17 protein-coding genes are annotated in these 23,398 nt (G+C 62.2%); 4 read left to right on the top strand and 13 right to left on the bottom strand.

Going from position 1 to position 23,398, the window contains the following annotated elements; all coding sequences use genetic code 11:
- Positions 1–7: 7 nt before the first annotated feature.
- The gene (locus AB4Z20_RS18580) at positions 8–967 is read right to left on the bottom strand and encodes an AAA family ATPase (RefSeq protein WP_003202654.1); all 960 of its coding nucleotides are present in this window, start codon (positions 965–967) and stop codon (positions 8–10) included.
- 584 nt (positions 968–1,551) lie between these two features.
- Between AB4Z20_RS18580 and AB4Z20_RS18575 the strand changes: the two genes are divergently transcribed.
- Positions 1,552–1,911, top strand: coding sequence for a DUF6124 family protein (locus AB4Z20_RS18575; RefSeq protein WP_442090371.1), 360 nt, complete (start codon positions 1,552–1,554; stop codon positions 1,909–1,911).
- Between the two features lie 164 nt (positions 1,912–2,075).
- On the opposite strand, the gene AB4Z20_RS18570 is transcribed toward AB4Z20_RS18575, so the two are convergent.
- The 5 genes from AB4Z20_RS18570 to AB4Z20_RS18550 form a co-directional block, all read right to left on the bottom strand.
- Positions 2,076–3,053 carry a 2-hydroxyacid dehydrogenase gene (locus AB4Z20_RS18570; RefSeq protein ID WP_442090370.1) on the bottom strand — a complete coding sequence of 326 codons (978 nt, stop codon included), beginning with the start codon at positions 3,051–3,053 and terminating at the stop codon, positions 2,076–2,078.
- 15 nt (positions 3,054–3,068) lie between these two features.
- Entirely contained in the window at positions 3,069–4,367 is a 1,299-nt protein-coding gene (locus AB4Z20_RS18565; protein WP_442090369.1) for an MFS transporter, read from the bottom strand.
- Between the two features lie 92 nt (positions 4,368–4,459).
- Entirely contained in the window at positions 4,460–5,434 is a 975-nt protein-coding gene (locus tag AB4Z20_RS18560; RefSeq protein ID WP_253475551.1) for a sugar kinase, read from the bottom strand.
- Entirely contained in the window at positions 5,427–6,209 is a 783-nt protein-coding gene (locus AB4Z20_RS18555; RefSeq protein WP_442090368.1) for a sugar phosphate isomerase/epimerase family protein, read from the bottom strand. The genes AB4Z20_RS18560 and AB4Z20_RS18555 overlap by 8 nt, the downstream gene beginning before the upstream one ends.
- Positions 6,210–6,361: 152 nt before the next feature.
- Positions 6,362–7,387, bottom strand: a complete 1,026-nt coding sequence (locus AB4Z20_RS18550) for a LacI family DNA-binding transcriptional regulator (protein ID WP_320388785.1) — start codon at positions 7,385–7,387, stop codon at positions 6,362–6,364.
- Between the two features lie 254 nt (positions 7,388–7,641).
- Here AB4Z20_RS18550 and AB4Z20_RS18545 point away from each other — a divergent pair, with 254 nt between their 5' ends.
- Positions 7,642–9,795: a WG repeat-containing protein gene (locus tag AB4Z20_RS18545; protein ID WP_442090367.1), complete on the top strand. Its 2,154-nt coding sequence runs from the start codon at positions 7,642–7,644 to the stop codon at positions 9,793–9,795.
- Between the two features lie 260 nt (positions 9,796–10,055).
- Here AB4Z20_RS18545 and AB4Z20_RS18540 read toward each other — a convergent pair whose 3' ends face one another.
- A complete protein-coding gene (locus AB4Z20_RS18540; RefSeq protein ID WP_442090366.1) occupies positions 10,056–10,409 on the bottom strand; it encodes a hypothetical protein in 354 nt (117 codons plus the stop codon).
- 442 nt (positions 10,410–10,851) lie between these two features.
- Between AB4Z20_RS18540 and AB4Z20_RS18535 the strand changes: the two genes are divergently transcribed.
- Positions 10,852–15,720, top strand: coding sequence for an NAD-glutamate dehydrogenase (locus AB4Z20_RS18535; protein WP_253475538.1), 4,869 nt, complete (start codon positions 10,852–10,854; stop codon positions 15,718–15,720).
- Positions 15,721–15,902: 182 nt separating this feature from the next.
- Here the strand turns inward: AB4Z20_RS18535 and AB4Z20_RS18530 are convergent, their stop codons facing one another.
- The 3 genes from AB4Z20_RS18530 to pdxR form a co-directional block, all read right to left on the bottom strand.
- Entirely contained in the window at positions 15,903–16,307 is a 405-nt protein-coding gene (locus AB4Z20_RS18530; RefSeq protein WP_253475535.1) for a cupin domain-containing protein, read from the bottom strand.
- A 258-nt stretch (positions 16,308–16,565) separates the two neighbouring features.
- On the bottom strand, positions 16,566–16,847 hold the full coding sequence (locus AB4Z20_RS18525; RefSeq protein WP_013693545.1) for an antibiotic biosynthesis monooxygenase family protein: 282 nt from the start codon (positions 16,845–16,847) through the stop codon (positions 16,566–16,568).
- A 120-nt stretch (positions 16,848–16,967) separates the two neighbouring features.
- Positions 16,968–18,401: a MocR-like pyridoxine biosynthesis transcription factor PdxR gene (gene pdxR, locus AB4Z20_RS18520; protein WP_442090365.1), complete on the bottom strand. Its 1,434-nt coding sequence runs from the start codon at positions 18,399–18,401 to the stop codon at positions 16,968–16,970.
- 194 nt (positions 18,402–18,595) lie between these two features.
- Here pdxR and AB4Z20_RS18515 point away from each other — a divergent pair, with 194 nt between their 5' ends.
- Positions 18,596–19,036: a carboxymuconolactone decarboxylase family protein gene (locus AB4Z20_RS18515; protein ID WP_253475529.1), complete on the top strand. Its 441-nt coding sequence runs from the start codon at positions 18,596–18,598 to the stop codon at positions 19,034–19,036.
- A gap of 143 nt (positions 19,037–19,179) precedes the next feature.
- Here the strand turns inward: AB4Z20_RS18515 and AB4Z20_RS18510 are convergent, their stop codons facing one another.
- The 3 genes from AB4Z20_RS18510 to AB4Z20_RS18500 form a co-directional block, all read right to left on the bottom strand.
- Entirely contained in the window at positions 19,180–21,648 is a 2,469-nt protein-coding gene (locus AB4Z20_RS18510) for a bifunctional diguanylate cyclase/phosphodiesterase (protein ID WP_442090364.1), read from the bottom strand.
- A 218-nt stretch (positions 21,649–21,866) separates the two neighbouring features.
- Positions 21,867–22,547: a DUF2238 domain-containing protein gene (locus tag AB4Z20_RS18505; protein WP_320388779.1), complete on the bottom strand. Its 681-nt coding sequence runs from the start codon at positions 22,545–22,547 to the stop codon at positions 21,867–21,869.
- A 117-nt stretch (positions 22,548–22,664) separates the two neighbouring features.
- Positions 22,665–23,306, bottom strand: a complete 642-nt coding sequence (locus AB4Z20_RS18500) for a ferric reductase-like transmembrane domain-containing protein (RefSeq protein WP_442090363.1) — start codon at positions 23,304–23,306, stop codon at positions 22,665–22,667.
- Positions 23,307–23,398 lie beyond the last annotated feature (92 nt).

Here is a 23,398-nt window from a genome sequence, read left to right as displayed (position 1 = left end):
CTCATGCTCAAGCGACAGCGACGACGTCGAGAATCCGCTGCACGACCCGGTCCTGGTCGATGCCAGCGGCCTCGGCTTCGAACGACAGGATGATGCGATGGCGCAGCACGTCGAACAGCACGGCCTGGATATCTTCCGGGCTGACAAAGTCGCGTCCGGCCAGCCAGGCGTGGGCACGGGCGCAGCGGTCCAGGGCGATGGAGCCCCGCGGGCTGGCGCCGTAGGCGATCCATTCGGCCATTTCCGGATCGAACTTGGCCGGGTTGCGGGTGGCCATGATCAGTTGCACCAAGTATTCCTCCACGGCGTCGGCCATGTACAACCCGAGGATTTCCTTGCGCGCGGAGAAAATCGCCTGCTGGCTCACGCGGCGTTCGGGCTTGGTCTCGCCGTTCAGCGCTTCCCCCCGGGCCTGCTGGAGGATGCGGCGTTCCACCGCGGCATCGGGAAAGCCGATCTTGACGTGCATCAGGAACCGGTCGAGCTGGGCTTCGGGCAGCGGGTAGGTGCCTTCCTGCTCGATCGGGTTCTGCGTGGCCATCACCAGGAACAGCGGCGACAGTTCATAGGTGCTGCGCCCGACGCTGACCTGGCGCTCGGCCATGGCTTCGAGCAAGGCCGACTGGACCTTGGCTGGGGCGCGGTTGATTTCGTCCGCCAGCACCAGGTTATGGAAAATCGGCCCTTGCTGGAACACGAAACTACCGGTTTCCGGGCGGTAGATTTCCGTACCGGTGATGTCGGCGGGCAGCAGGTCGGGGGTGAACTGGATGCGATGGAACTGCGCTTCGACGCCTTCGGCCAGTTCCTTGATGGCCTTGGTCTTGGCCAGCCCCGGCGCGCCTTCCACCAGCATGTGGCCGTCGGCAAGCAGGGCGATGAGCAGGCGCTCGATGAGTTTTTCCTGGCCGAGAATCTGCGTTGAAAGAAAGGTTCGCAGCGCAAGCAGCGCTTCACGATGTTCCATCGGTGACTGTTCCTGGAAAGGGTGGCCCCAGGCGTTCGGATAACGCCGGGGCTGGGGGCGTTACTTTAATGCATGGCGGGGGGTGGCGACTAACGGGATTTTGATCGGCCGTGTGAATTGTGATCGGCTTGGAAACATTGTGGGCTGGGTTTGCTTGCCATGAATCCCACCCGGACAGGCGCACTTACCCCGTGGCGAGGGAGCTTGCTCCCGCTTGAGTGCGAAGCACTCATAAAATGAAGGGGTGTTTATCCGGGCGTAGGAGTGCTCTGGAACAGGCTACGTTGTCTTGCGCCATTGCCTACAACTGCGCCAGAATTCGCCGGCTTGTGCGCTTGGGAGGCAGGTTCTATCGTTTCCGGGTCGCTGATGAATCAGCGATCGGGTTTGGTAGCCCGGTTTTCTGGCGCAGGTGCAGCCTGATATAGGGGGCTTTTCGTCCTCTGTTTTATGGTGGTCATGCGCAGGGCGTCCTTGGACGCGCCGGGTTGCCAGGTAACCGGTCTACCAACCTTCGTATGGCCACCTCCCTTCGTTTGGTAGCGAGAGAGATGGCTCCAATTTTCTAATCTGGAGTTTCATCTATGTTCAAAGTAACCCCCAACCCACCGAACACCGATTCGTCCTCACCGCGCCCAAAAACCAAGTCCCAAAAACACGACGAAGTCACCGACCGAGTCCTCGACCATTACCTAAACCCCAAACCCGAAGCAGAACCTGCCCCCGGCCAACTCTTCACCGTCAACAAAGACATCGACACCGAAAGCTTGCTTGCCTACCTCAGCGAAACCCTGGCTTCGGCCAATGCCATGGCCGATGACCTGGCTTTCGACCTGGACGGTTCACGCCGGCATTTCCTCCTGGGCATTCAGCAACTGATCGAACTGGGCAGCCTGTTGGCGAACCGTGCACTGGACAACATCGAAACCCGTCAGCCGACATAACCCCCGTGGCGAGGGAGCTTGCTCCCGCTGGGCTGCGCAGCAGCCCCAAACCGAGCCGGCGCGGTTCCCCATACACACCGCGCCCGCCGGGCCTGCGACTGCTACGCAGCCGAACGGGAGCAAGCTCCCTCGCCACAGAAGCGCTGCTGTGCTCGGATGATTGCTCAGCCTACCCACGCCCCCGCATTCACCAGATTCACCGGCCGCTCCCCCGACAATGCCATCAGCAAATTGTCCACGGCACAACGCGCCATCGCTTCCCGTGTCTCGTAGGTGGCCGAGCCCATGTGCGGCGTCGCGACCACGTTGTCCATTTGCAATAGCGGCGAATCCGCACTCAAGGGTTCGCGCTCGAACACATCCAGCCCCGCGCCTCGGATCTGCTTGTTGCGCAGGGCGTCGATCAGTGCTGCTTCATCCACCACTTTTCCCCGGGAGATATTGATGAAGATGCTCTCGGGGCGCATCTGCGCGAACGCTTGTGCACCGATCAGTCCTTGGGTCTCAGCGGTCAAAGGTAAGGTCAGGCAAATGAAGTCCGCCTGCTGCAACAGTGTGTCGAGGCTGCAATAGCGCGCGCCGAAACGCTGCTCGACCGCGGGCTTGGGCGAATGGCTGTGGTAGAGCACCGGCATGCCGAAGCCGAAGTGCCCGCGCTGGGCCAGGGCTTCGCCGATGCGCCCCATGCCGATGATGCCCAGGGTCTTGCCATGGACGTCGGTGCCGAAATGCCGGGGACCGATGCTCTGTTGCCAGCCGCCTGCGCGAACCAGGTTGGCCAGTTCGACCACGCGTCGAGCGGTCGCCAGGATCAGGGCGAAACCGGTGTCCGCGGTGGTTTCGGTCAGCACGTCCGGGGTATTGCTGAGCAGGATCTGGCGTTCGGTCAGGTAATCGATGTCGTAGTTGTCGACCCCCACCGAGACGCTGGCGATGGCTTGCAGGTTCGGCGCCAGGTCCAGCAGCGCCGCATCCAGCTTGAGGCTGGCCCCCAGCAGGCCGTGGGCGGCGGGGAGGGCGTCGCGCAGTTGCGCCAGGCCCTGGGCATCGAGGCGCTCGATGAGCGTGACTTGGGCCTGGGCTTGCAGGTGGGCCATCAATTGCGGGGACAGCGCTTTGTACAACACCACGTGTTTTTTCATGGGACGGGTCTCGATTCAGGGACGGGCGGGCGCCGGGTGTGGCGTCGCGGTATTGGAGGCTTCCCGGTCGCTGGCGCCGGGCTTGAGGGCGAGGGTCAGTACCACCGACAGCAGCAACGCGCCGCTCATCAGCAGGAAGGACATGCCGGGGGAGCCGGTGGTGCCGTTGAGGTAGCCCACCAGGTACGAGCCGCCGAACGAACCCAGCGCGCCCATGCTGTTGATCAACGCCATGGCACCGCCGGCGACATTGGCCGGGAGGATTTCCGGAACGATGGCAAAGAACGGGCCGTACGGCGCATACATGCAAGCGCCGGCGACCACCAGCAAGCCATAGGACCACCAGAAATGCTCGGCCCCCAGCAGGTAGGAGGCGTAGAACGCGACGGAGGCGATCAGCAGCGGCGGCCAGACAAAACGCTTGCGCTTCTGCGCCTTGTCCGACGCCCAGGACACCACCAGCATGCCGATCACCGCCGCCAGGTAAGGCAAGGACGACAGCCACCCGGCCTCGACCATGTTCATCTGCAGGCCGGCCTTGAGGATCGACGGCAACCACAACACAAACCCGTAGACCCCGATGCTCCAGCAGAAAAACTGCAGCGCCAGGATGATCACCTTGGGCGAGCGAAAGGCCTCGGCGTAGTTCTTCACTGCCTTGATGCCGACTTGTTCGGCCGCCAAGGCACTTTCCAGATCGTGCTTCTCCTGGTCGCTGAGCCACTTGGCCTGGGCCGGGCGATCATCGGCCAGGCGCCACCAGACAAAGGCCCAGAGTACCGCTGGCAGGCCTTCGATGATGAACATCCAGCGCCAGTCGAACTGTTGCACCAGGTAACCCGACACCACGGACATCCAGAGCATGGTCACCGGGTTGCCAAGGATCAGGAAGGTATTGGCGCGCGAGCGTTCGGCCCGGGTGAACCAGTGGCACAGGTACACCAGCATCGCCGGCATCACGGCGGCTTCGACCACCCCGAGCATGAAGCGGATCACGATCAACCAGTAGGCGTTGGAGACCACGCCCGTCAGGGTGGCCAGCGAGCCCCAGAGGATCAGGCTGACGAAGATCAGCTTCTTCACGCTGTGCTTTTGCGCGTAGATCGCCCCCGGTACCTGGAAGAAAAAGTAGCCGAGGAAAAACAGTGCGCCGAGCAGCGATGACAGCCCCGGGGTGATCATCAGATCCTTGGCCATGCCCGAGGCAGCGGCAAATCCATAGTTGGCCCTGTCCAGGTAGGCCAGGCTGTAGGTGATGAACACAATGGGCATGATGTACCACCAGCGGCGGGTGGCGAGGTTGAGCGCTTGCATGTCGTTGACTCCTGAGCTTGTTGTTTTTGTTGCAGCAGGTGCGTTTTGTGGTGGTTTCATCGCGAGCGAGCTCGCTCCCACATGGGGTCGAGTTAACCCCTGTGGGAGCGAGCTTGCTCGCGATGGGCGGTTTCAAATTCAGCCAATAACTCAAGGCGGGTCGGCAACCCTTCCATGTCCCCACGGCTTTGCACCGCGCGGCTGCCAATCCAGTTGGCGCGCTGCACGGCCTCGCTGATGGCGCGGCCTTCGAGCAACGCACTGATCAGACCGACGGCGAAGCCATCGCCGGCGCCCACGGTGTCCACCACCTGGGTGACTGGCACGCCAGGGATAACGCCCTGGTCCAGATGCGTGCGGTAATAGGCGCCGTCCGCGCCGAGCTTGATCACAACGATTTCGGCGCCTTGGTCCAGATAAAACGCGGCGATGTCGGCCGGGTCGTCGAAACCGGTCAGCAAGCGACCTTCGCCGAGCCCCGGCAGGACCCAGTGGGCGAGGGCGGCGAGGCGATTGATTTGCGCAATCATCGTCGACTCGCTGGCCCACAGGCTCGGCCTCAGGTTGGGGTCGAACGACAGGCTGCGGCCGGCCTCGCGCATGCGGGTCATCAATTCAAAGGACATCTCGCGGGCCGTGACCGACAACGCCGGGACGATGCCGGTGGCGTGCAAGTGACGGGCTTCAAGCAGCGCTGGCGCGATGGAATCGATCGACAGATGACTGGCCGCCGAGCCACGACGGAAATACTCGACTTGCGGGTCGCTGCCATCGTCGGTACGCGACTTGAACTGAAAGCCGGTGGGGTGCGTTGGGTCGACCGTCACGTGACGACAATCCAGCCCTTCGTTTTCCAGGGTCTGCACGACGAAGCGTCCCAGGGAATCGGCGCCGACCCGGCTCAGCCACGCCACCTTGAAGCCCAGCCGTGACAGGCCGATGGCCACGTTGCTGTCGGCCCCGGCGATGCGCTTGTGGAACTGGTCGACGCAGGCCAGGTCACCGCGCTGGTCAGCCACCAGCATCGCCATGGTTTCGCCGAACGACAACACATCGAACTCAGGCATGGGCAGGCTCCCGGCGCGATTGTCCGAGACGGGACAGCGTGGCGACATGTCCAGTGGTCAATTGCAGCAAGTCTTCGCCTTGTAGCGGGTATTCGGCGGCGCGCATTACACCGATGGGCATGTGCTTGAGCAGTTGCTCCCACAGGTGCAGGTCGGTCAGGGCCGGAGGTACGGCGACCAGTTTGCCGTCGGCGCGCTGGACCACTGCCTTGCAATGCACGTAAGCCACATACCGTCCGAGCTGTCGGGCGGCGACGGCGGCCGATTGGTCCTGCCATTGCCAGTTGCCGATGTCGAAGGTCATGCCGACGGGTATTGCGTGCGCTTCTGCTGCGGTGAAGAAACGTTGCAACGGTTCGATCCGTCCGCCTTGCAAGGTCTGGTCGTTTTCCACCAGCAACTGCACCGGGCTTGCGCCGAGCACATCCGCCAGTGCCGACAGATCATGGGAGTCGGTGAAATGCCCGAGGGAGACTTTCAGCCATGCCGAGCCGAACGTCTCGGACCGTTGCAGGGTCAGCGCCAGGGCCGGGTTGGGCCTGGACTGCCCGGCGAGCCACAGCTCCAGTGGCGACGAGAAAACACTTTGCAGCCCCTGGGCGCGAGCGCGAGCGGCCAGCTCGGCGGGCTGTTCGGTGGTGAGCAATTCTTCGCGCCATTCGATGCGCGAGGCACCGGCTGCTGCCAGCAGATCGATGAAACTGCCTTGGCCTTGTTGCCGTACCAGGTCGGCGCCGTAGCTGGAAAGACTGATGGAGACGGGTGGGTTGTGCATTGTTCTTATACCTCTGAAACCGGTTTCAGTTTTGTGCAAAAAAAGTGGTGTGCTTCAGGGCCTCATCGCGAGCAAGCTCGCTCCCACAGGGGGTCCGCGTCGCGCTGGAAATCCCTGTGGGAGCGAGCTTGCTCGCGATAGGGCCCGGCCGATCACCGGGAAACCCCAAGCGTCGACCCACGCTCGATCAACCGCGCCGCAAAATCGAGGGTCCGCACTGGCCCGTTGTCGCCGCGCAAACGCTTGAGCAGACATTCGAATGCACTGGCGCCGATCTCCGCCGTCGGTTGGGCCAGGGCGGTGATGCCGCTGCCCACCAAGGGGTACCAATCCAGGTCGTCGAGGGCAATCAGGCCCACGTCGTCGAACAAGTGACAACCGAGCTCGCGCAACACCGTCGTGGCGGCCAGCGCGGCAATGCCATTGGCACAGAACAGCGCCTTGGGGCCTTGCCCCGGTTGGGCCAGGAAAGCCTTGATGCGCGCGCTCAATTGGTCGCAGGTTTCCACCACGGCGCCGGTCAGGGCAGGGCGTCGCATGATGCCAGCCTTGAAACTCTCGACCCGTTCGATTCGTGAACTGGTGCCATCGAACGGTTCGGTCACCAGCAACAGATCGCGGTAGCCCCGTTGTTCGAGGTGATCGAGGGCCATCTCGACGGCCTTTGGGTTGTCCAGCCCGACCAGGTCGCTGTCGAGGCGATCGACCTTGCGATCCACCAGCACCAGGGGCATTTCGCTGCGCAGTTCAAACAGTTCGTCGCGGTGATGCCCCAGGGTGTTCACGATCAACCCTTCGATGTTGTAGGCGCGCAACAGCGCCAGGTGCTGGCGCTCCTGCTCGTCATCACGGTCGGTGTTGCACACCACCAGGCTGTAGCCATGGCGACGACAGGCGGTTTCCACGCCATGCATCACGGCGATCGAATAGGGGTTGCGGATATCGGCCACCAGCATGCCGATCAGGCGTGTGCGCCCGCGCTTGAGGCCGCGGGCCATCTGGTTCGGCCGGTAGCCCAGCTCGCTGATGGCTTGCTCGATACGCTTGGCAATGGCCTCGGAGAGCAAGGCGCGGTCCTCGCCAATGAAACGCGAGACACTGGCCTTGGAGACCCCGGCGCGTTCGGCGACGTCAAGCATGGTCACGCGGTTGCGCTGGGCGGCGGAGAAAGAAGTCACGGATTGAAACCTGCTTATTGGAGTTATTAGCGGTTCTGAAACCGGTTTCAGGAAACACCAGAACCCAATCGGACGTCAAGGGCGACGTGTCAGAGGCACGACCGACGGTGGTTCACTTCAGCCGGACAATGGCGACGCTCAAGGCAGGTCGGCAGGCCGAAGTAACAGAACAGGCCCTCCAGGCGATTTGCGGCGCGCAAGGCCGTGTGGTTAGCTGCCTGCCTTCCCCAACCCCTTTGACGACCGAAGCCTCCATGAACTTTTCCCAGCCTCGTTTGAGATTGCTGTCGATACTGAGTGTGACCCTGTTGGTGGTGGGCTGTACGTCCTATTACCTGTTCCGCCACAGCGGCGCGCCGGCCGATGAAGGTTTCGCCGCCGAGCAACTGAACGAAGGGGGCATGGAAGACATCGGCACGCTGGCACCGCCCGAGGTGGAGAAACGCCTCAATTATTTGATTCAGGACGCCGGTGAAAGCCTCAGGTCCCTGGAGTTGGTCAGTGATGTGCAACTGAGCCTGACCGTCGAGACGACCGGGCCCGCCGACGAGCAGCCGTTGCAGTACGAGCCGCTGTTTGTCCCATTAACCAGCGCGCAACTGAAAACCGAACTGGTGTCGATCCAGGGCCTGCGTTTTGCCCAGCGGTTATTCGCCGACGGTTCCGAAGTGAGGCTCGACACCAGCAGCCTCGATCCGCTCTGGAAGCGCGCCGCCACGCCGGATGAGCCGGCGACCGAGCAGTACATGCCCCAGCGCCTTCGGTTTCGCGATGGCAGCGAAAAATTCTTCGCCGATCTCAAGGCGCCGCCCAAGGTCGAGTCCGACGACATGATCGCGTCCCATGATGCCTTTGCACTTGCGGTCAACAAACCGCTGGCGAGTCTCGGCCTGACGGTCTCCTACCGCAGTTATCCGGCGTTCAGGAAAGTGGTGCTGGACAAGGATCACCCGAAGGTGACCCTGGACGACGGCCAGTCCTTCCAGCTCACTGCCCTGGGTGACGGCAGCGCCTCCGTGCGCTTGAGTACGCCGAAATTGTCGACCTTCGTGGTGCAGGGGTTGGACGACGCTGGCAAGGCGCTCTACAGCAACGGTAACAACTCTCGGGCGTTTCCCTCCGACAGCGATATCGCGGCGTTGCATGACTATTACAAAGCGCTGCTGCAGACCAAGGACGATCTCAAGCAACTCAAGACCGGCCAGGCGGTGCAACAGCAGCTGGAGCGCTTGACCGAGGCGCTGACCGCTCAGGTGGGGCCGTTGAAAAACACCGAGGTCGACTATCAATTCGAGGCCACCCCGCAACGCATCGTCATTCATGTGCTCGATCCGATGGAAGACAACACCGTTGAGTTCACCCAGGTCGACAACGTCCTGGCGGAGCAGGCGCATTACATCGCTCTGGACCGGAAAGCCGAGCGCTACGGCTTCATCGACCAGGCCGGCCAGTGGTTGATCAAGCCCCGTTGGGTGCAGGTGCAAGATAGCCAGGTGGCCGATACCTACACGTTGTTTTCCCCGGAAAAGTCCAGCGACCCGGACTCGGACTGGCAGGCATTGCGCAGCCAGCTCGCCTATTTTCCTGCCGGCAGCAACAAGCTCGTGGACCTGCCGTTCGAAAACATCGCCGAGGCGTTGAGCAATGGCCTGCTGTTGGTGGAGCGGGAAACCAACGGACCTTATGGGCTCTACGATGCCAAGGGGCATCGTTTCGTATTGCCGATGAAGTTCGTCAACCCCTCCGTGACCGATAACCTGTTCATCGCCCGTCTCGGCATGCGAACCGATGTCACGGAAGGCCTGTACGGTGCCTATACCCTGGATGGCAAGCAGATCCTGCCGACGCAATTCTCGGGCATCGAGCACAGCGCGGGTTTGCTCTACGCCAGCTCTGCCGATCGGAGCCGCCAGGATGTTTTCGACCTGGAAGGCAAACGGATCAACCTGCAGGGTGACAACGTGATTGGCCGGTTTGTCGGGCAGCAACCGCTGTTGGTGCAGGACACTAAAAGCAGGAAGTTTGCTTTTATCAATCGCCAGGGGACGCGGTTGCCCATCAAGTTACCGTATGACGAGGTGGAACCGTTTTCCAACGGCATGGCGGTGGTCGGGCGCGATGGCAGCTATGGCGCCATCGACCTGGCGGGCACCTTACGAGTCCCGCTGGAGTACAGCCAGCTCAACGCGTTCCAGACTCGGTACGCAGCAGCCATTCGGGCCGGTGGCGGTTCCGGGCTGGTCCTGATCAGTCAAAACAACAAACTGATCAAGGAGCTGGGTGCCTACACCAGCCTGAAGGTGCCAGATAACGGCAATGAGGCCCGTTATTACGTGAGGGACCCGAATGATAGTGACGCGTACCTGGCCTATGACGCTGACGGCAATCTGGTGCAGAAAGAGCAATAGCGGCAACTACGCTGAACCCGTGGCGCGGGAGCTTGCTCCCGCTGGCCTGTAGGAGCGGTGTAGGAACTGTGTAGGAGCTGTCGAGCGAAGCGAGGCTGCGATCTTTTCCCAGKCRCTTGARTCTCAAGCGAAAGATCAAAAGATCGCAGCCTCGCTTCGCTCGGCAGCTCCTACAGTTGAGCGGGAGCAAGCTCCCTCGCCACGGGATGCCTTTGGATCAGGGGTGGCTGATGCCACAGGAGCGTGTTCGTGTCCGGATCTCAGAGCTGGCTTACATAGGTCCCCGACCCCTTGAGGATGTTCTGCAACGTCAGTTCCACTTCCGCCAGGTCCGCCGCATCGGTGTCATGGGTGATCTCCAGCACGTCGTCGCCATTGAGCGCATCGGCATCCGCCGGGGCAATTTCAATCAGCAAGCGGGTAGGGCTGAGCGTGACCTTCACGCCGTCCAGTGTCGAAGGCTCGCCATCGAGGGCGATTTCCAGTTCGTCTTCGTCGGGGTAGCGGGTCATCAGGAACATTTCGCCCTGGGCGCTGTGGCAGCAGAGCATGGCCATGTTGTCTTCTTCGTCGTCGCACGGGTTGGCGATCAGCAGGGTGGTGGTCATTTGCATGGTGATGGCTCCTGGCTCGATGAGCCGAAAAAAGTGGATTTTGCCAGCCTGGAGGACTTTGCGCTGGATTACCGCAATCGGGCTGCGATTTCACACTGCCAGGTGCCGTTTCGCCCCTGGGCTGCTAGGGTTGTTCGATGAACTCGGGCCGGTTTAGCTTGCCGATGACCGAATATGTCGCAGCGCTGCAAGCAGGCACATTGTCGCACTCGTTAAGCTGCGCAACGGATGTGCACCTGCAAAGGCCACCCTGGAGTGGTTTTTGCAGGTGTCCATGACATGAAATTACATGGAAAAGGATGTGACCTGCCGGTCCTGTCCAGCTTCATCCACCTGTCATCCTGTTTCCTCTGCCCGAGAATCAGGAACGGGATGGCCGACAGCCCCGCAGGGGTTGCACGCGACGCTTCAATCAATAACAAGCCCAAGCGGAGTACCACAGATGGCGTTCTTCACCGCAGCCAGCAAAGCCGACTTCCAGCAACAACTGCAAGCGGCACTGGCGCAGCACATCAGTGAACAGGCACTGCCACAAGTGGCGCTGTTCGCTGAACAATTCTTCGGCATTATTTCCCTCGATGAACTTACCCAGCGCCGGTTGTCCGACCTTGCCGGCTGCACCCTGTCTGCTTGGCGCCTGCTTGAGCGCTTCGACCACACGCAACCGCAGGTGCGCGTCTACAACCCTGATTACGAACGCCACGGCTGGCAGTCGACCCACACGGCAGTGGAAGTGCTGCACCACGACCTGCCATTCCTGGTGGACTCGGTCCGCACCGAGCTGAACCGTCGCGGCTACAGCATCCATACCCTGCAAACCACCGTGCTGAGCGTGCGTCGCGGCAGCAAGGGCGAGTTGCTGGAAATCCTGCCAAAAGGCACCCAGGGCGACGGCATCCTGCAAGAGTCGTTGATGTACCTGGAGATCGACCGCTGCGCCAACGCCGCCGAACTCAACGTCCTGAGCAAGGAACTTGAGCAAGTGCTGGGCGAAGTGCGCGTGGCCGTGGCCGACTTCGAACCGATGAAAGCCAAGGTCCAGGAAATCCTCGACAGCCTGGACAGCAGCGCCTACGCCATCGACGCTGATGAAAAGAGCGAGATCAAGAGCTTCCTGGAATGGCTGGTGGGTAACCACTTCACCTTCCTGGGCTACGAAGAGTTCGTGGTTCGCGATGAGGCCGATGGTGGCCACATCGAGTACAACCCCGATTCGTTCCTGGGCCTGACCAAATTGCTGCGCGCCGGCCTGACCGCCGAAGACCTGCGCATCGAAGACTACGCCGTCAATTACCTGCGCGAACCGACGCCGCTGTCGTTCGCCAAGGCCGCGCACCCGAGCCGCGTACACCGTCCGGCCTACCCGGACTACGTGTCGATCCGTGAAATCGACGCCGACGGCAAGGTCATCAAGGAATGCCGCTTCATGGGCCTGTACACCTCTTCGGTGTATGGCGAGAGCGTGCGGGTCATCCCGTACATCCGCCGCAAGGTCGCGGAAATCGAGCGTCGCTCGGGCTTCCAGGCCAAGGCGCACCTGGGCAAGGAACTGGCCCAGGTGGTCGAAGTGCTGCCCCGTGACGACCTGTTCCAGACCCCGGTGGACGAGCTGTTCAGCACCGTCATGTCCATCGTGCAGATCCAGGAACGCAACAAGATCCGCGTGTTCCTGCGCAAAGACCCGTATGGCCGTTTCTGCTACTGCCTGGCCTACGTCCCACGCGACATCTACTCCACCGAAGTGCGCCAGAAGATCCAGCAAGTGCTGATGGATCGCCTGAAGGCCTCGGACTGCGAGTTCTGGACCTTCTTCTCCGAATCCGTGTTGGCCCGCGTGCAGTTGATCCTCCGAGTGGACCCGAAGAACCGTCTCGACATCGATCCGGTCTTGCTGGAAAAAGAAGTCGTGCAGGCCTGCCGCAGCTGGAAGGACGACTACGCCAGCCTGGTCGTCGAAAGCTTCGGCGAAGCCCAGGGCACCAACGTGCTGTCGGATTTCCCGAAAGGCTTCCCGGCCGGCTACCGCGAGCGTTTTGCCGCGCATTCGGCCGTGGTCGACATGCAGCACCTGCTGAGCCTGAACGAAAAAAATCCGCTGGTCATGAGCTTCTACCAGCCGCTGGGCCAGGTCTCCGGCCAGCGTGAGCTGCACTGCAAGCTGTATCACGCCGACACGCCGCTGGCGTTGTCCGACGTGCTGCCGATCCTGGAAAACCTCGGCCTGCGCGTGCTGGGCGAGTTCCCGTACCGCCTGCGCCACACTAACGGCCGCGAGTTCTGGATTCATGATTTCGCGTTCACCGCCGCCGAAGGCCTGGACCTCGACATCCAGCAGCTCAACGACACCTTGCAGGACGCCTTCGTCCACATCGTGCGTGGCGATGCCGAGAACGATGCGTTCAACCGCCTGGTGCTGACCGCCGGCCTGCCATGGCGCGACGTGGCGCTGCTGCGTGCCTACGCCCGTTACCTGAAGCAGATCCGCCTGGGCTTCGACCTGGGTTACATCGCCAGCACCCTGAACAACCACACCGATATCGCTCGCGAGTTGACCCGGTTGTTCAAGACCCGCTTCTACCTGGCGCGCAAACTCACTGGCGATGACCTGGAAGACAAGCAGCTGCGCCTGGAGCAAGCGATTCTCTCGGCCCTGGACGACGTCCAGGTGCTCAACGAAGACCGCATCCTGCGTCGCTACCTGGACCTGATCAAGGCCACTCTGCGGACCAACTTCTACCAGACCGACGCCAACGGCCAGAACAAGTCCTACTTCAGCTTCAAGTTCAACCCGCACCTGATCCCGGAACTGCCGAAACCGGTACCCAAGTTCGAGATCTTCGTCTACTCGCCACGGGTCGAAGGCGTGCACCTGCGCTTCGGCAACGTTGCCCGCGGCGGCCTGCGCTGGTCCGACCGTGAAGAAGACTACCGCACCGAAGTGCTTGGCCTGGTAAAAGCCCAGCAAGTGAAGAACTCGGTGATCGTGCCGGTGGGCGCCAAGGGTGGTTTCCTGCCACGTCGCCTGCCGTTGGGCGGCAGCCGGGACGAGATCGCGGCCGAGGGCATTGCCTGCTACCGCATCTTCATCTCGGGCCTGTTGGACATCACCGACAACCTGAAGGACGGCGCGCTGGTACCGCCGGCCAACGTCGTGCGTCATGACGACGATGACCCGTACCTGGTGGTGGCGGCGGACAAGGGCACTGCGACCTTCTCCGACATCGCCAACGGCATCGCCATCGACTATGGCTTCTGGCTGGGCGATGCGTTCGCCTCCGGCGGTTCGGCTGGCTACGACCACAAGAAAATGGGCATCACCGCCAAGGGCGCGTGGGTCGGCGTGCAGCGCCACTTCCGCGAGCGCGGCATCAATGTCCAGGAAGACAGCATCACCGTGGTGGGCGTCGGCGACATGGCCGGCGACGTGTTCGGCAACGGCTTGTTGATGTCCGACAAGCTGCAACTGGTCGCGGCCTTCAACCACCTGCACATCTTCATCGACCCGAACCCGGAGCCGGCCAGCAGCTTTGCCGAGCGCCAGCGCCTGTTCGACCTGCCGCGTTCGGCCTGGAGCGACTACGACGCCAGCATCATGTCCGAAGGCGGCGGTATCTTCTCGCGCAGCGCGAAAAGCATCGCCATCTCGCCACAGATGAAAGAACGCTTCGACATCAAGGCCGACAAGCTGACCCCGACCGAGCTGCTCAACGCCTTGCTCAAGGCGCCGGTAGACCTGTTGTGGAACGGCGGTATCGGCACCTACGTCAAGGCCAGCACTGAAAGCCACGCCGATGTCGGCGACAAGGCCAACGATGCACTGCGCGTGAACGGCAACGAGCTGCGCTGCAAGGTCGTGGGCGAGGGCGGCAACCTGGGCATGACCCAACTGGGTCGCGTCGAGTTCGGCCTCAATGGCGGCGGTTCCAACACCGACTTCATCGACAACGCGGGCGGCGTGGACTGCTCCGACCACGAAGTGAACATCAAGATCCTGCTCAACGAAGTGGTGCAGGCCGGCGACATGACCGACAAGCAACGCAACCAGTTGCTGGCGAGCATGACCGACGAAGTCGGTAGCCTGGTGTTGGGCAACAACTACAAGCAGACCCAGGCCCTGTCCCTGGCGGCGCGTCGTGCCTTCGTGCGGATCGCCGAATACAAGCGCCTGATGAACGATCTGGAAGGCCGCGGCAAGCTGGATCGCGCCATCGAGTTCCTGCCGGCTGAAGAGGCGATCAACGAGCGCGTCGCGGCGGGCCATGGCCTGACCCGTGCCGAACTGTCGGTGCTGATCTCCTACAGCAAGATCGACCTCAAGGAAGCGCTGCTCAACTCCCTGGTACCGGACGATGATTACCTGACCCGTGACATGGAGACGGCTTTCCCGCCGACGCTGGTGAGCCAGTTCTCCGAGGCCATGCGTCGCCATCGCCTCAAGCGCGAGATCGTCAGCACCCAGATCGCCAACGACCTGGTCAACCACATGGGCATCACCTTCGTTCAGCGGCTCAAGGAGTCGACGGGCATGAGCCCGGCGAACGTGGCTGGCGCTTATGTGATTGTGCGTGACATCTTCCACCTCCCGCACTGGTTCCGCCAGATCGAAGCCCTGGACCACCAGGTCTCGGCCGACGTACAACTGGAGCTGATGGACGAGTTGATGCGCCTGGGTCGTCGCGCCACGCGCTGGTTCCTGCGCAGCCGCCGCAACGAGCAGAACGCTGCCCGTGACGTCGCGCACTTCGGTCCGCACCTGGCCGCGTTGGGCCTCAAGCTCGACGAACTGCTGGAAGGTCCGACCCGCGAAGGCTGGCAGACCCGCTACCAGGCCTACGTGGCCGCCGGCGTGCCGGAGTTGTTGGCGCGCATGGTTGCCGGCACGACGCACTTGTACACCTTGCTGCCGATCATCGAGGCGGCCGACGTCACTGGCCAGAACGCCGCCGATGTGGCCAAGGCCTACTTCGCCGTGGGCAGCGCCCTGGACATCACCTGGTACCTGCAACAGATCAGCGCACTGCCGGTGGAAAACAACTGGCAGGCACTGGCCCGTGAAGCGTTCCGTGATGATGTCGACTGGCAACAGCGGGCGATCACCATCTCGGTCCTGCAAGAGGGCGATGGCGCCCAGGACGTGGAAACTCGCCTGGCACTGTGGCTGGAGCAGCACCACGAAATGGTCGAGCGCTGGCGTGCCATGCTGGTGGACATCCGTGCTGCCAGCGGTACCGACTACGCCATGTACGCGGTCGCCAACCGCGAGCTGTTGGACGTGGCAATGAGCGGTCAGGCGGTCGTGACGGCCAACTGATCCGGCGTTGAATGAAAAAGCCCCGCATTGAGAGATGCGGGGCTTTTTTTTTAGATTCGTTGTGAGTCCCTGTGGGAGCGAGCTTGCTCGCGATGGCGGTGTATCAGTCAAGTTCAATGTCGCTGACCCACCGCTATCGCGAGCAAGCTCGCTCCCACAGGGGGACAGCTATGTCGTGGCGGTTAGTTTTTCAGCGGTATCAACACCGCCTCATCCTCACCCATCACCATGAACACCAGCAGTTTCGCCGGTTGGCTCGCGCTGGCGTTTTTCGAGACCAGGTGCTCGGACCCCGCCGCTTCATACCAGAACTCTCCAGCCTTGTAGGTCTTCGCCGGCTCACCCTTGACCTGGGAAGTGATGGCGCCTTCCAGTACGTAGGCCATCGCTGTGCCCTCATGCTTATGGGCAATGGACGCTTGGCCGGGTGCATAGTTGACGGTCAGCATCATGGTTTTTTTACCTGGAACGTTTTTCAGCAATTGCTCCTGCAGCACCGTGACCTTTTCCGAAGGCGCGGCTTCGTGGGCGTAGGTCTGGGTAATGGGCAGCAGGCTCAGGGCGGCGATCAGATAGAGTGTTTTCATAAAGGTATGGCCTGTGTGGTTTCGAGTGATTTCGCGCTGTCGCGGCGATGGATTCACCCTAAGCCCCACGGTGGGGCAAGCAAACGTCCAATCTTTCGGAAGGTGGGTAGACCAATACCGCGATCCATCCAGTTTGAAAGGTAACCCTCTGTAGGAGCTGCCGAAGGCTGCGATCTTTTGATCTTTCGCTTGAGACTCAATTGGATTGGGCAAGATCGCAGCCTCGTTGCACTCGGCAGCTCCTACAGCCGCGGGGTGTCAGCTGTTGAAGTCGACGCTTCGGGCCAGGCGGTTGTCGATCAGGCTGATGAAGCCTTGCACTTCCGGGCAGTTGAAGTGGGCTTGCATGGCCGCTTCCGACTGCCAGCGGGCACTGACGCTCCAGCGGTCGCCATCGTCCGGGCAACGGTCGACCAGATAGGCATCGCAGCCCGGCTGCGTACGCAGGGTCTCGACGATTTGTTGCAATTGCCGGCCCAGTTCTTCCGAGCGACCGGCGGCGGCTTGCACCTGCACGGTATTGATCACTTGGCGAGACATTGTTCAGGCTCCTGAATCAAGTCCGAGGGGTTGCTCAATATCAATGACACCCGTGCAGGATAGGCCCACCGGGGCAAGGCTCAAACAGCCAATGGGCGGATAAATGCCCAGTCCAATCCCTCAGGCCACTTGCTGGAGAATGTCGCGCAAGCGGTCCAGGGCGATGTCGATGTCCAGGGTTTCGATAGCGCCGAAACCGAAGAACAGGCCCGTCCGCACCGGGGCCTCATTGAAAAAGCCATCAAGGCTGTAGAGCCCGACTTCGGCTTTTTTCGCCAGCTCGATCACCAGCGCCAGGTCCATCGGGACCTTGCACAACACCGCCATATGAAAACCCGCGGTGGTGGGCACGGCCTCGAACCAGGGCGACAAGTCCCCGGCCATGCGCGCCAGGATTCGCTCGCGACGACCGGCATACAGGGTGTGGCAGCGGCGGATGTGCTTGAGCAGGCAGCCCTCGGCGATGAACTTCGCCAGCGCCCACTGGGGCAGGGTGGAGGTGTGCTGGTCGGTGAGGCGCTTGGCCAGGATCACCGCTTCAAGAATCGCTGGCGGCAGGATCGCATAGCCGAGCCGCAGTTCCGGCAACAGGGTCTTGGAGAAGGTGCCGACGTACGCCACGATCCCGCGCTCATCCAGGCTCTGCAACGAATCGGCGGGCCGGCCTTCGTAGCGGAATTCGCTGTCGTAGTCGTCTTCGATAATGATCGCCCCCAGCTCATAGGCCCGCGCCAGCAAGGCCTCGCGGCGAGCCTGGCTCATGGGCATGCCCAAGGGAAACTGGTGGGAGGGTGTCACATAAATCAACCGCGTGCCGTCGGGGATCAGGTCGACCCGCATGCCTTGCTCGTCCACTGGCACCCCGGCCACCGTGGCGCCCTGGGAGCCGAACAGCAACCGCGCCGGCGGATAGCCCGGGTCTTCCATGGCCACCAGGCTGCCGGGACGGGTCAACACCCGCGAGATCAGGTCCAGGGCCTGCTGCGCGCCGTTGCACACCACCACGTCTTCATCCTGGCAATTGACCCCGCGGGAAAACGCGATGTGCCGGGCAATGGCATTGCGCAGCGACGGCAGGCCTTCGGGCTGGCTGTAGAAGCCCTTGGCACTGGCGATCTGGCGCAGCGCGTGGGCCGTGCAGCGCCGCCAGTCGTCCAGCGGAAACAGGCCCTTGCCCGTGGCGCCGCCGATGAAGTCGTAGCGCAACGCACCTTCGAGGGTGGGATGGCGCATCAGGTCGGGCATGGTGCGCCAGGCTTCGACGACGTCGGCACCGGCCAGCTCGCGGTGGCTCTGCTTGCGCACGATCCTGGCCGGCCGTGCGTTGACGTAGGTGCCTTTGCCAATGATGCCGGTGAGCAGGTTTTCGTAGGTCAGTTGGGCATAGGTGTCGGAGACGGTCTTGCGCGAGACCCCCAGTTGTTCGGCCAGCAGGCGGCTGGGCGGCAGTTGCGTGCCGGCCGCCAGGCGACCGCTTTCGATGGCGCTGCGTAATTGTTGATACAACTGGCTCGACAGGTCCTTGCGGCCGTTGATGACAACATGAAGTTCCATACCCGCAAGCTCCTGGGCGATTGTTGGCGGCCAACGTCAAAGGCGCAAGATTACCCGCATTGTGCGACTGCATAGAAGTTGCGTGGGGAAAATCCCGCCCATTGGACTTGCCTCCGGGTTTTTCGCCGAATTGGACCTGTCATTGACCGGTCCCTGGGCCTACCGTGAAGGTCTCGAATGCCACGGAGCCCGCCATGAGCCCGCGTCTGGATTACTACACCGCATCGCCTGGGGCGATGAAAGCCATGATCGGCCTGGAAGCCCTGACCAGTCGCCTGAGTATCGAAGCGGCGTTGCTGCACCTGATCAAGATCCGCGCTTCGCAACTCAATGGCTGTGCCTTCTGCACCGACATGCACTCGGTGGAGGCACGACGCCAGGGCGAGACCGAGCGTCGGCTCTACGCGGTGGCGGTGTGGCGCGACAGCGGTTTTTTCACGGCCCGCGAACGCGCTGCCCTGGCCTGGACCGAGGCGGTGACGCTGTTGGCTGAGAGCCAGGTGCCGGACGACGTCTATGCCCAGGCCCGGGCCTGTTTCAGTGAGGAGGAACTGGTGGACCTGACCCTGGCGATCAGCACCATCAACAGCTGGAACCGGCTGGCGGTGAGTTTTCGCCAGAGTCCGGGTGGCTGAATTTTTAGTTGTTTAGCGCCTGGCAGGCCGCTATCGCGAGCAAGCTCGCTCCCACAGGGGGGCTTGAGGTGTTCATGAGTTTTGCATGCACCGCAGGCCTATGGTGGGAGCGAGCTTGCTCGCAATGGCAGTGGGGAAGTGTGTTACAGCCACCTCGGCGTGGTGAAGAACGAGGCCATTTCCGAGCGGGCCAGGGCCGCGCCGAAGTAGGGGCCTTGGACATGGTCGCAGGCCACGTTGCGCAGTTGGCTGAATTGCCGGGCGTTTTCGATGCCTTCGGCAGTGACCATCAGCCCTACACTGCGGCTCAAGCGGATCATCGCCAGGACGCCTTCCTTGTCATCCTCCAGACCCAGCTGCGTGAGGATGTTGCGATCGAAGCGGATGCCATCGAACGGCTGGTCCAGTACCTCGCGCAGGGAGGCGATGCTGGTGCCGAACTTGTCGATGTTGATCCGCACGCCGAGTTCCTTGAGCGCATGGAGGGTGCAAGCGACGGTCTTGTGGTCGGCCAGCAGGACCCCTTCGGCCACTTCCAGGGTCAGCCGGTGGGGCTCAAGGCCGCTCGTTTCGAGGGCCTCTTGCACTTGGTTGAGCAGGAAGCTGCTGTTGAACCACCGGGGTGAAACCGCGATGGAAACACTGACGGCGCTCGGCCAGGTGGCAGCCTCTTCACAGACGTTGATCAGCATCCAGGTGCCCAGCTCTTCAAGCTGGCCCGAGGTTTCGGCCACCGGTATGAAGTCGGCCCCACCCAGTTCACCTTTCTCGGGGTGGTGCCAGAAGGTCTGGGCTTCGAAACCGTGCAGTTGCTCGGCGCTCACGTCGAAGCGAGGCAAGTAGCGCAGTTCCAATTGATCCCGTTGCATGGCGTCGCGCAGTTGCTGTTCGTATTGCCGCCGGTCGCGGGCCAGGTTGCCCATGGCTTCCACATACACGCGCCAGGTGTTGCGGCCGGCTGCCTTGGCCGCATACAAGGCGATGTCGGCGTGGCGCAACAGTTCATCGGCACGTTCGTCGCCGGGCTGCGCCCAGGCAACGCCGATGCTCACCCCCAGGTACAGGGTATTGCCGTCCAGGTGCATGGGCCGTTGCATGCAATCGATCAGCCGTTCACAGAGTTGATCGAGATCGCCGGCATCGCCCGGGTCGGGCATGACAATGACAAACTCATCACCGCCCAGGCGGGCCACCAGATCGGTGCCGCGCACGTTTTGTTGGAGAATATGCGCCACTTCCTTGAGCACTTTATCGCCGACGGCATGCCCGAGGGAGTCGTTGACCGGCTTGAAACGGTCCATGTCCAGGTTCAGCAGCGCGAGGGGCGGACGATCGGCTCGGCCCAGGTGTTCGCGCAGGCAATCGAACAAGCGGTTGCGGTTGGCCAGCCCGGTCAGTGGATCATGCAGGGACAGGTGCTTGATCTGGGCCAGTGCCCGTAATTCGTCGGTGATGTCAGTGGCCGTGCCGCGAAAACCCAGGGTGCCAGCTTCGATGGCCCGCACCGAGAGTTTGCAGGTGCGGATGCGCTGGTTGCGCGCGGTGTACTCGCACAGCAGCGGCGCCGAGGAGAGACTGTTGGCACCGCCGAGCAGCCATTGGGCAATCGAGATCGAGCCACCATGGGGGTGAAGCAGCCGGTGCAGAGGTTTGCCCAGCCACTCCGTGGGACTGAAGCCGGTCACTTGTTCGAAGCGTTCCGACAGATAGGTCAGGGTGCCGGTCGAATCGACCTCCCACAACCAGTCGGAGGACACTTCGGCAATGTCGCGGAAACGTTCTTCACTGCGCTCCAACGCCTTGCGGTGGGCCAGCAGGCTGGCGTACTGGCGTTCCTGGGCGCGGAGCATGGCCAAGGCATGGCGCAGAACGGCCAGGGCCAGAACCCCAAGCACCAGTAACGCCACGGCCAGCAACGGCAGGAGGAATTTGCGCAGATCCTGGCCCGGGGTCTGCGGCCGCCAGGCCAAGGCTTCCAGGGTCAGGTTGTCGAGCAGCAGTTGGGCGGTATCGGCTGGGCCCGGGGTCCTGGCGATATGGGCATCGGGCAGGGCGAAGTCCCGCGCCAGGTTTTCCAGGGCTCCGGGATCAAGGGCCTTGACGAAGAGCATCACGCTGGGCGGGCCGGGGATTTCGGGCACGCTGGTGTCCGTGCCGATGGTAATGACGGACGCAGCGACAAACGCAGGGGCGTCCTCGTGATGCAGCATCTCGACGACCACTTCGTCGTGATTTTCCGCGGCGTTGGCTTTTTTCAACAGCGCTCGCAAGTCGCCGGTCAGCCAGGTGTCGGCATCGACCTCACTCATCTGGCCGTCGATCACCGAATAGACGGTCTGGCCGGTCGGCGAAATGACAAACACCGCCTGGTAGCCATAGAGCGAATACACGCTGCTGCCGACGTTTTCCTGGTCATAGGCCCATTCCTTGTCGACGCTGACATGCAGGTGCCGGTAGGCGTCGCTCCACTTGGAATAATCGCTCAGGTCCCGTCCGATACCTTTGCGGATCCCCTCGACGGCCCGCTGGGCGAAAAACAGGCTCTGTTCGCGGGCACGGCGGTCCTGGGCGCCGGTGATGTTGAGCAGCACGGCGATCGCCAGTGCAGACATGACAAACAGCAGGAGCATGATGGCCGGAAAAGTGCGACGGGTGAAACTTCGGGTTGGCGAACCCGGGGAAAGGACAGTTGAGTCATTGCCAGCAATTTCAATCATAAAAATAAGTCATCAGCCAAAAAGCGATTTCACCCGCACCTGTCTTATATCGGCTGGTGAGCTGATTTACTTAGTCGTGATCACACAGGAACTGGCGGATATGGGGGCTTGCGTCACGTGCGGGCCTTGAAGCGCAACGTCCATTCGAGGGCGAAGTCCCGCTGGCGCAGGTAACTGACCCCGGCGGCGGCCAGCAGGGTCATGAACGCGGCCAGCGCCGCCAGGGCCATGTCTTTTTGTGAATCCCACGGGTCCTGCTGGGCGCCGACAAAGGCCTTGGCGGTATCGCCCCCGATGTAGGCGCCGCCCAGCCATTCGATGATTTCGTAAATCGCCGACGACGCAAGAATCAGGCTCCAGGCCAGGAAGTAACCCCTGAACCCCGTTGCTGGCGCAACCCGTAGCAGGGCCTCGCGCAGCGGATAGGCCAGCAGCAGGCCGTAGCTGAAATGCACCAGTCGGTCGAACTGGTTGCGCTGGAAACCCATGAATTGATCAAGCGACTGGCCCCCCGTCAGGGCCTGCCACCACTGGTTGTAAGGCACCTTGGCATAGGTGTAATGGGCGCCGACTTCATGGATGCAAAGGAAGACGAACAACAGCGTGGCGGACAGTCGGGAAAAGCTGAATTGCCGATGAACGGTCACCATGACCACCAATAACGCGATGACCAGCAGGTTCTCCGCCAGCCAGTCGCTGCGCTTTATCGGCGCAATGGCCAGCCACCCCCACACCACGCAGAAAGCCAGGAGCAGGGACCGTTCATAGCGACGATGCAGCTCAACGGTTGGCATCGCGTCGTGCCTCACTCTTTATCCGTGCACTGGCAAGCGAGGCTGCGATCTTTTGATCTTTCGCTTGAGACTCAAGTGTCTGGGGAAAGATCGCAGCCTCGCTTCGCTCGACAGCTCCTACAGACCAGCCGCGTGTGGCGGCCGTTGGCGTCGCTGGGTGGCCTGGGCCAGCTTGCCCACCAGGCGGATGGCGGTGGCGGCGCAGATCAGGCCGAAGGGCAGCACATACCAGGCGCTCATGGGGATGCGTTTGAAATTGGAATAGGCAAAGATCGCCGCCAGGACCCACATGCCGGTGACATGCAGGCGCTTCCAGGCCCTGAGACCGATCAGGCGCGTGGTGCGTTTGAACGAGGTCAGTGCCAGCAGCAGGATGAACACGTAGCCCACGGTGCCGGGCACGTTGCCAAGGGTGGTGCGGCCGGGCCAGAACTCGGGATTGAGCTGGCCGTAGCTGTAGATCAGCACGGCATGGACCAGATGGGAAAACGCAAAGGCCAGCCCGATGAAGCGCCGTTCGCGCACCAGGGACCGGCTCAGGGGCGAGGGCACCAGCAGCGCGAATGCCGAGGCGGTGAAGGCCAGCAGGAACAAGATAAAAGACGAGCGCGCCGTGGCGCGAATGGCACTGCGCACGCCTTCGGTCAGGTCCGGGTTGAGCACCAGGATCAACCCGGTCATCAACAGCACCAGGGCGGCGAGCAGGCTGAATAGCGACCAGCCCTGATAACGAAAGGGGGATGCAGTTGTGATAGGCATGTAAAGGCTCCTTGGATGGTGAGACCCGGTCGTGACAGCGGCCGGGAACAGGGGGGAGTCTTTCAAGCAGGTGTAAGCGGGGTGTGTCCGCA

The sequence above is a fragment of the Pseudomonas sp. KB_12 genome (assembly GCF_052114545.1).
GTDB lineage: Bacteria > Pseudomonadota > Gammaproteobacteria > Pseudomonadales > Pseudomonadaceae > Aquipseudomonas > Aquipseudomonas brassicacearum.
Note: the sequence above shows the minus strand (reverse complement) of the source record. Positions and strands in the feature narration are given on the sequence as shown.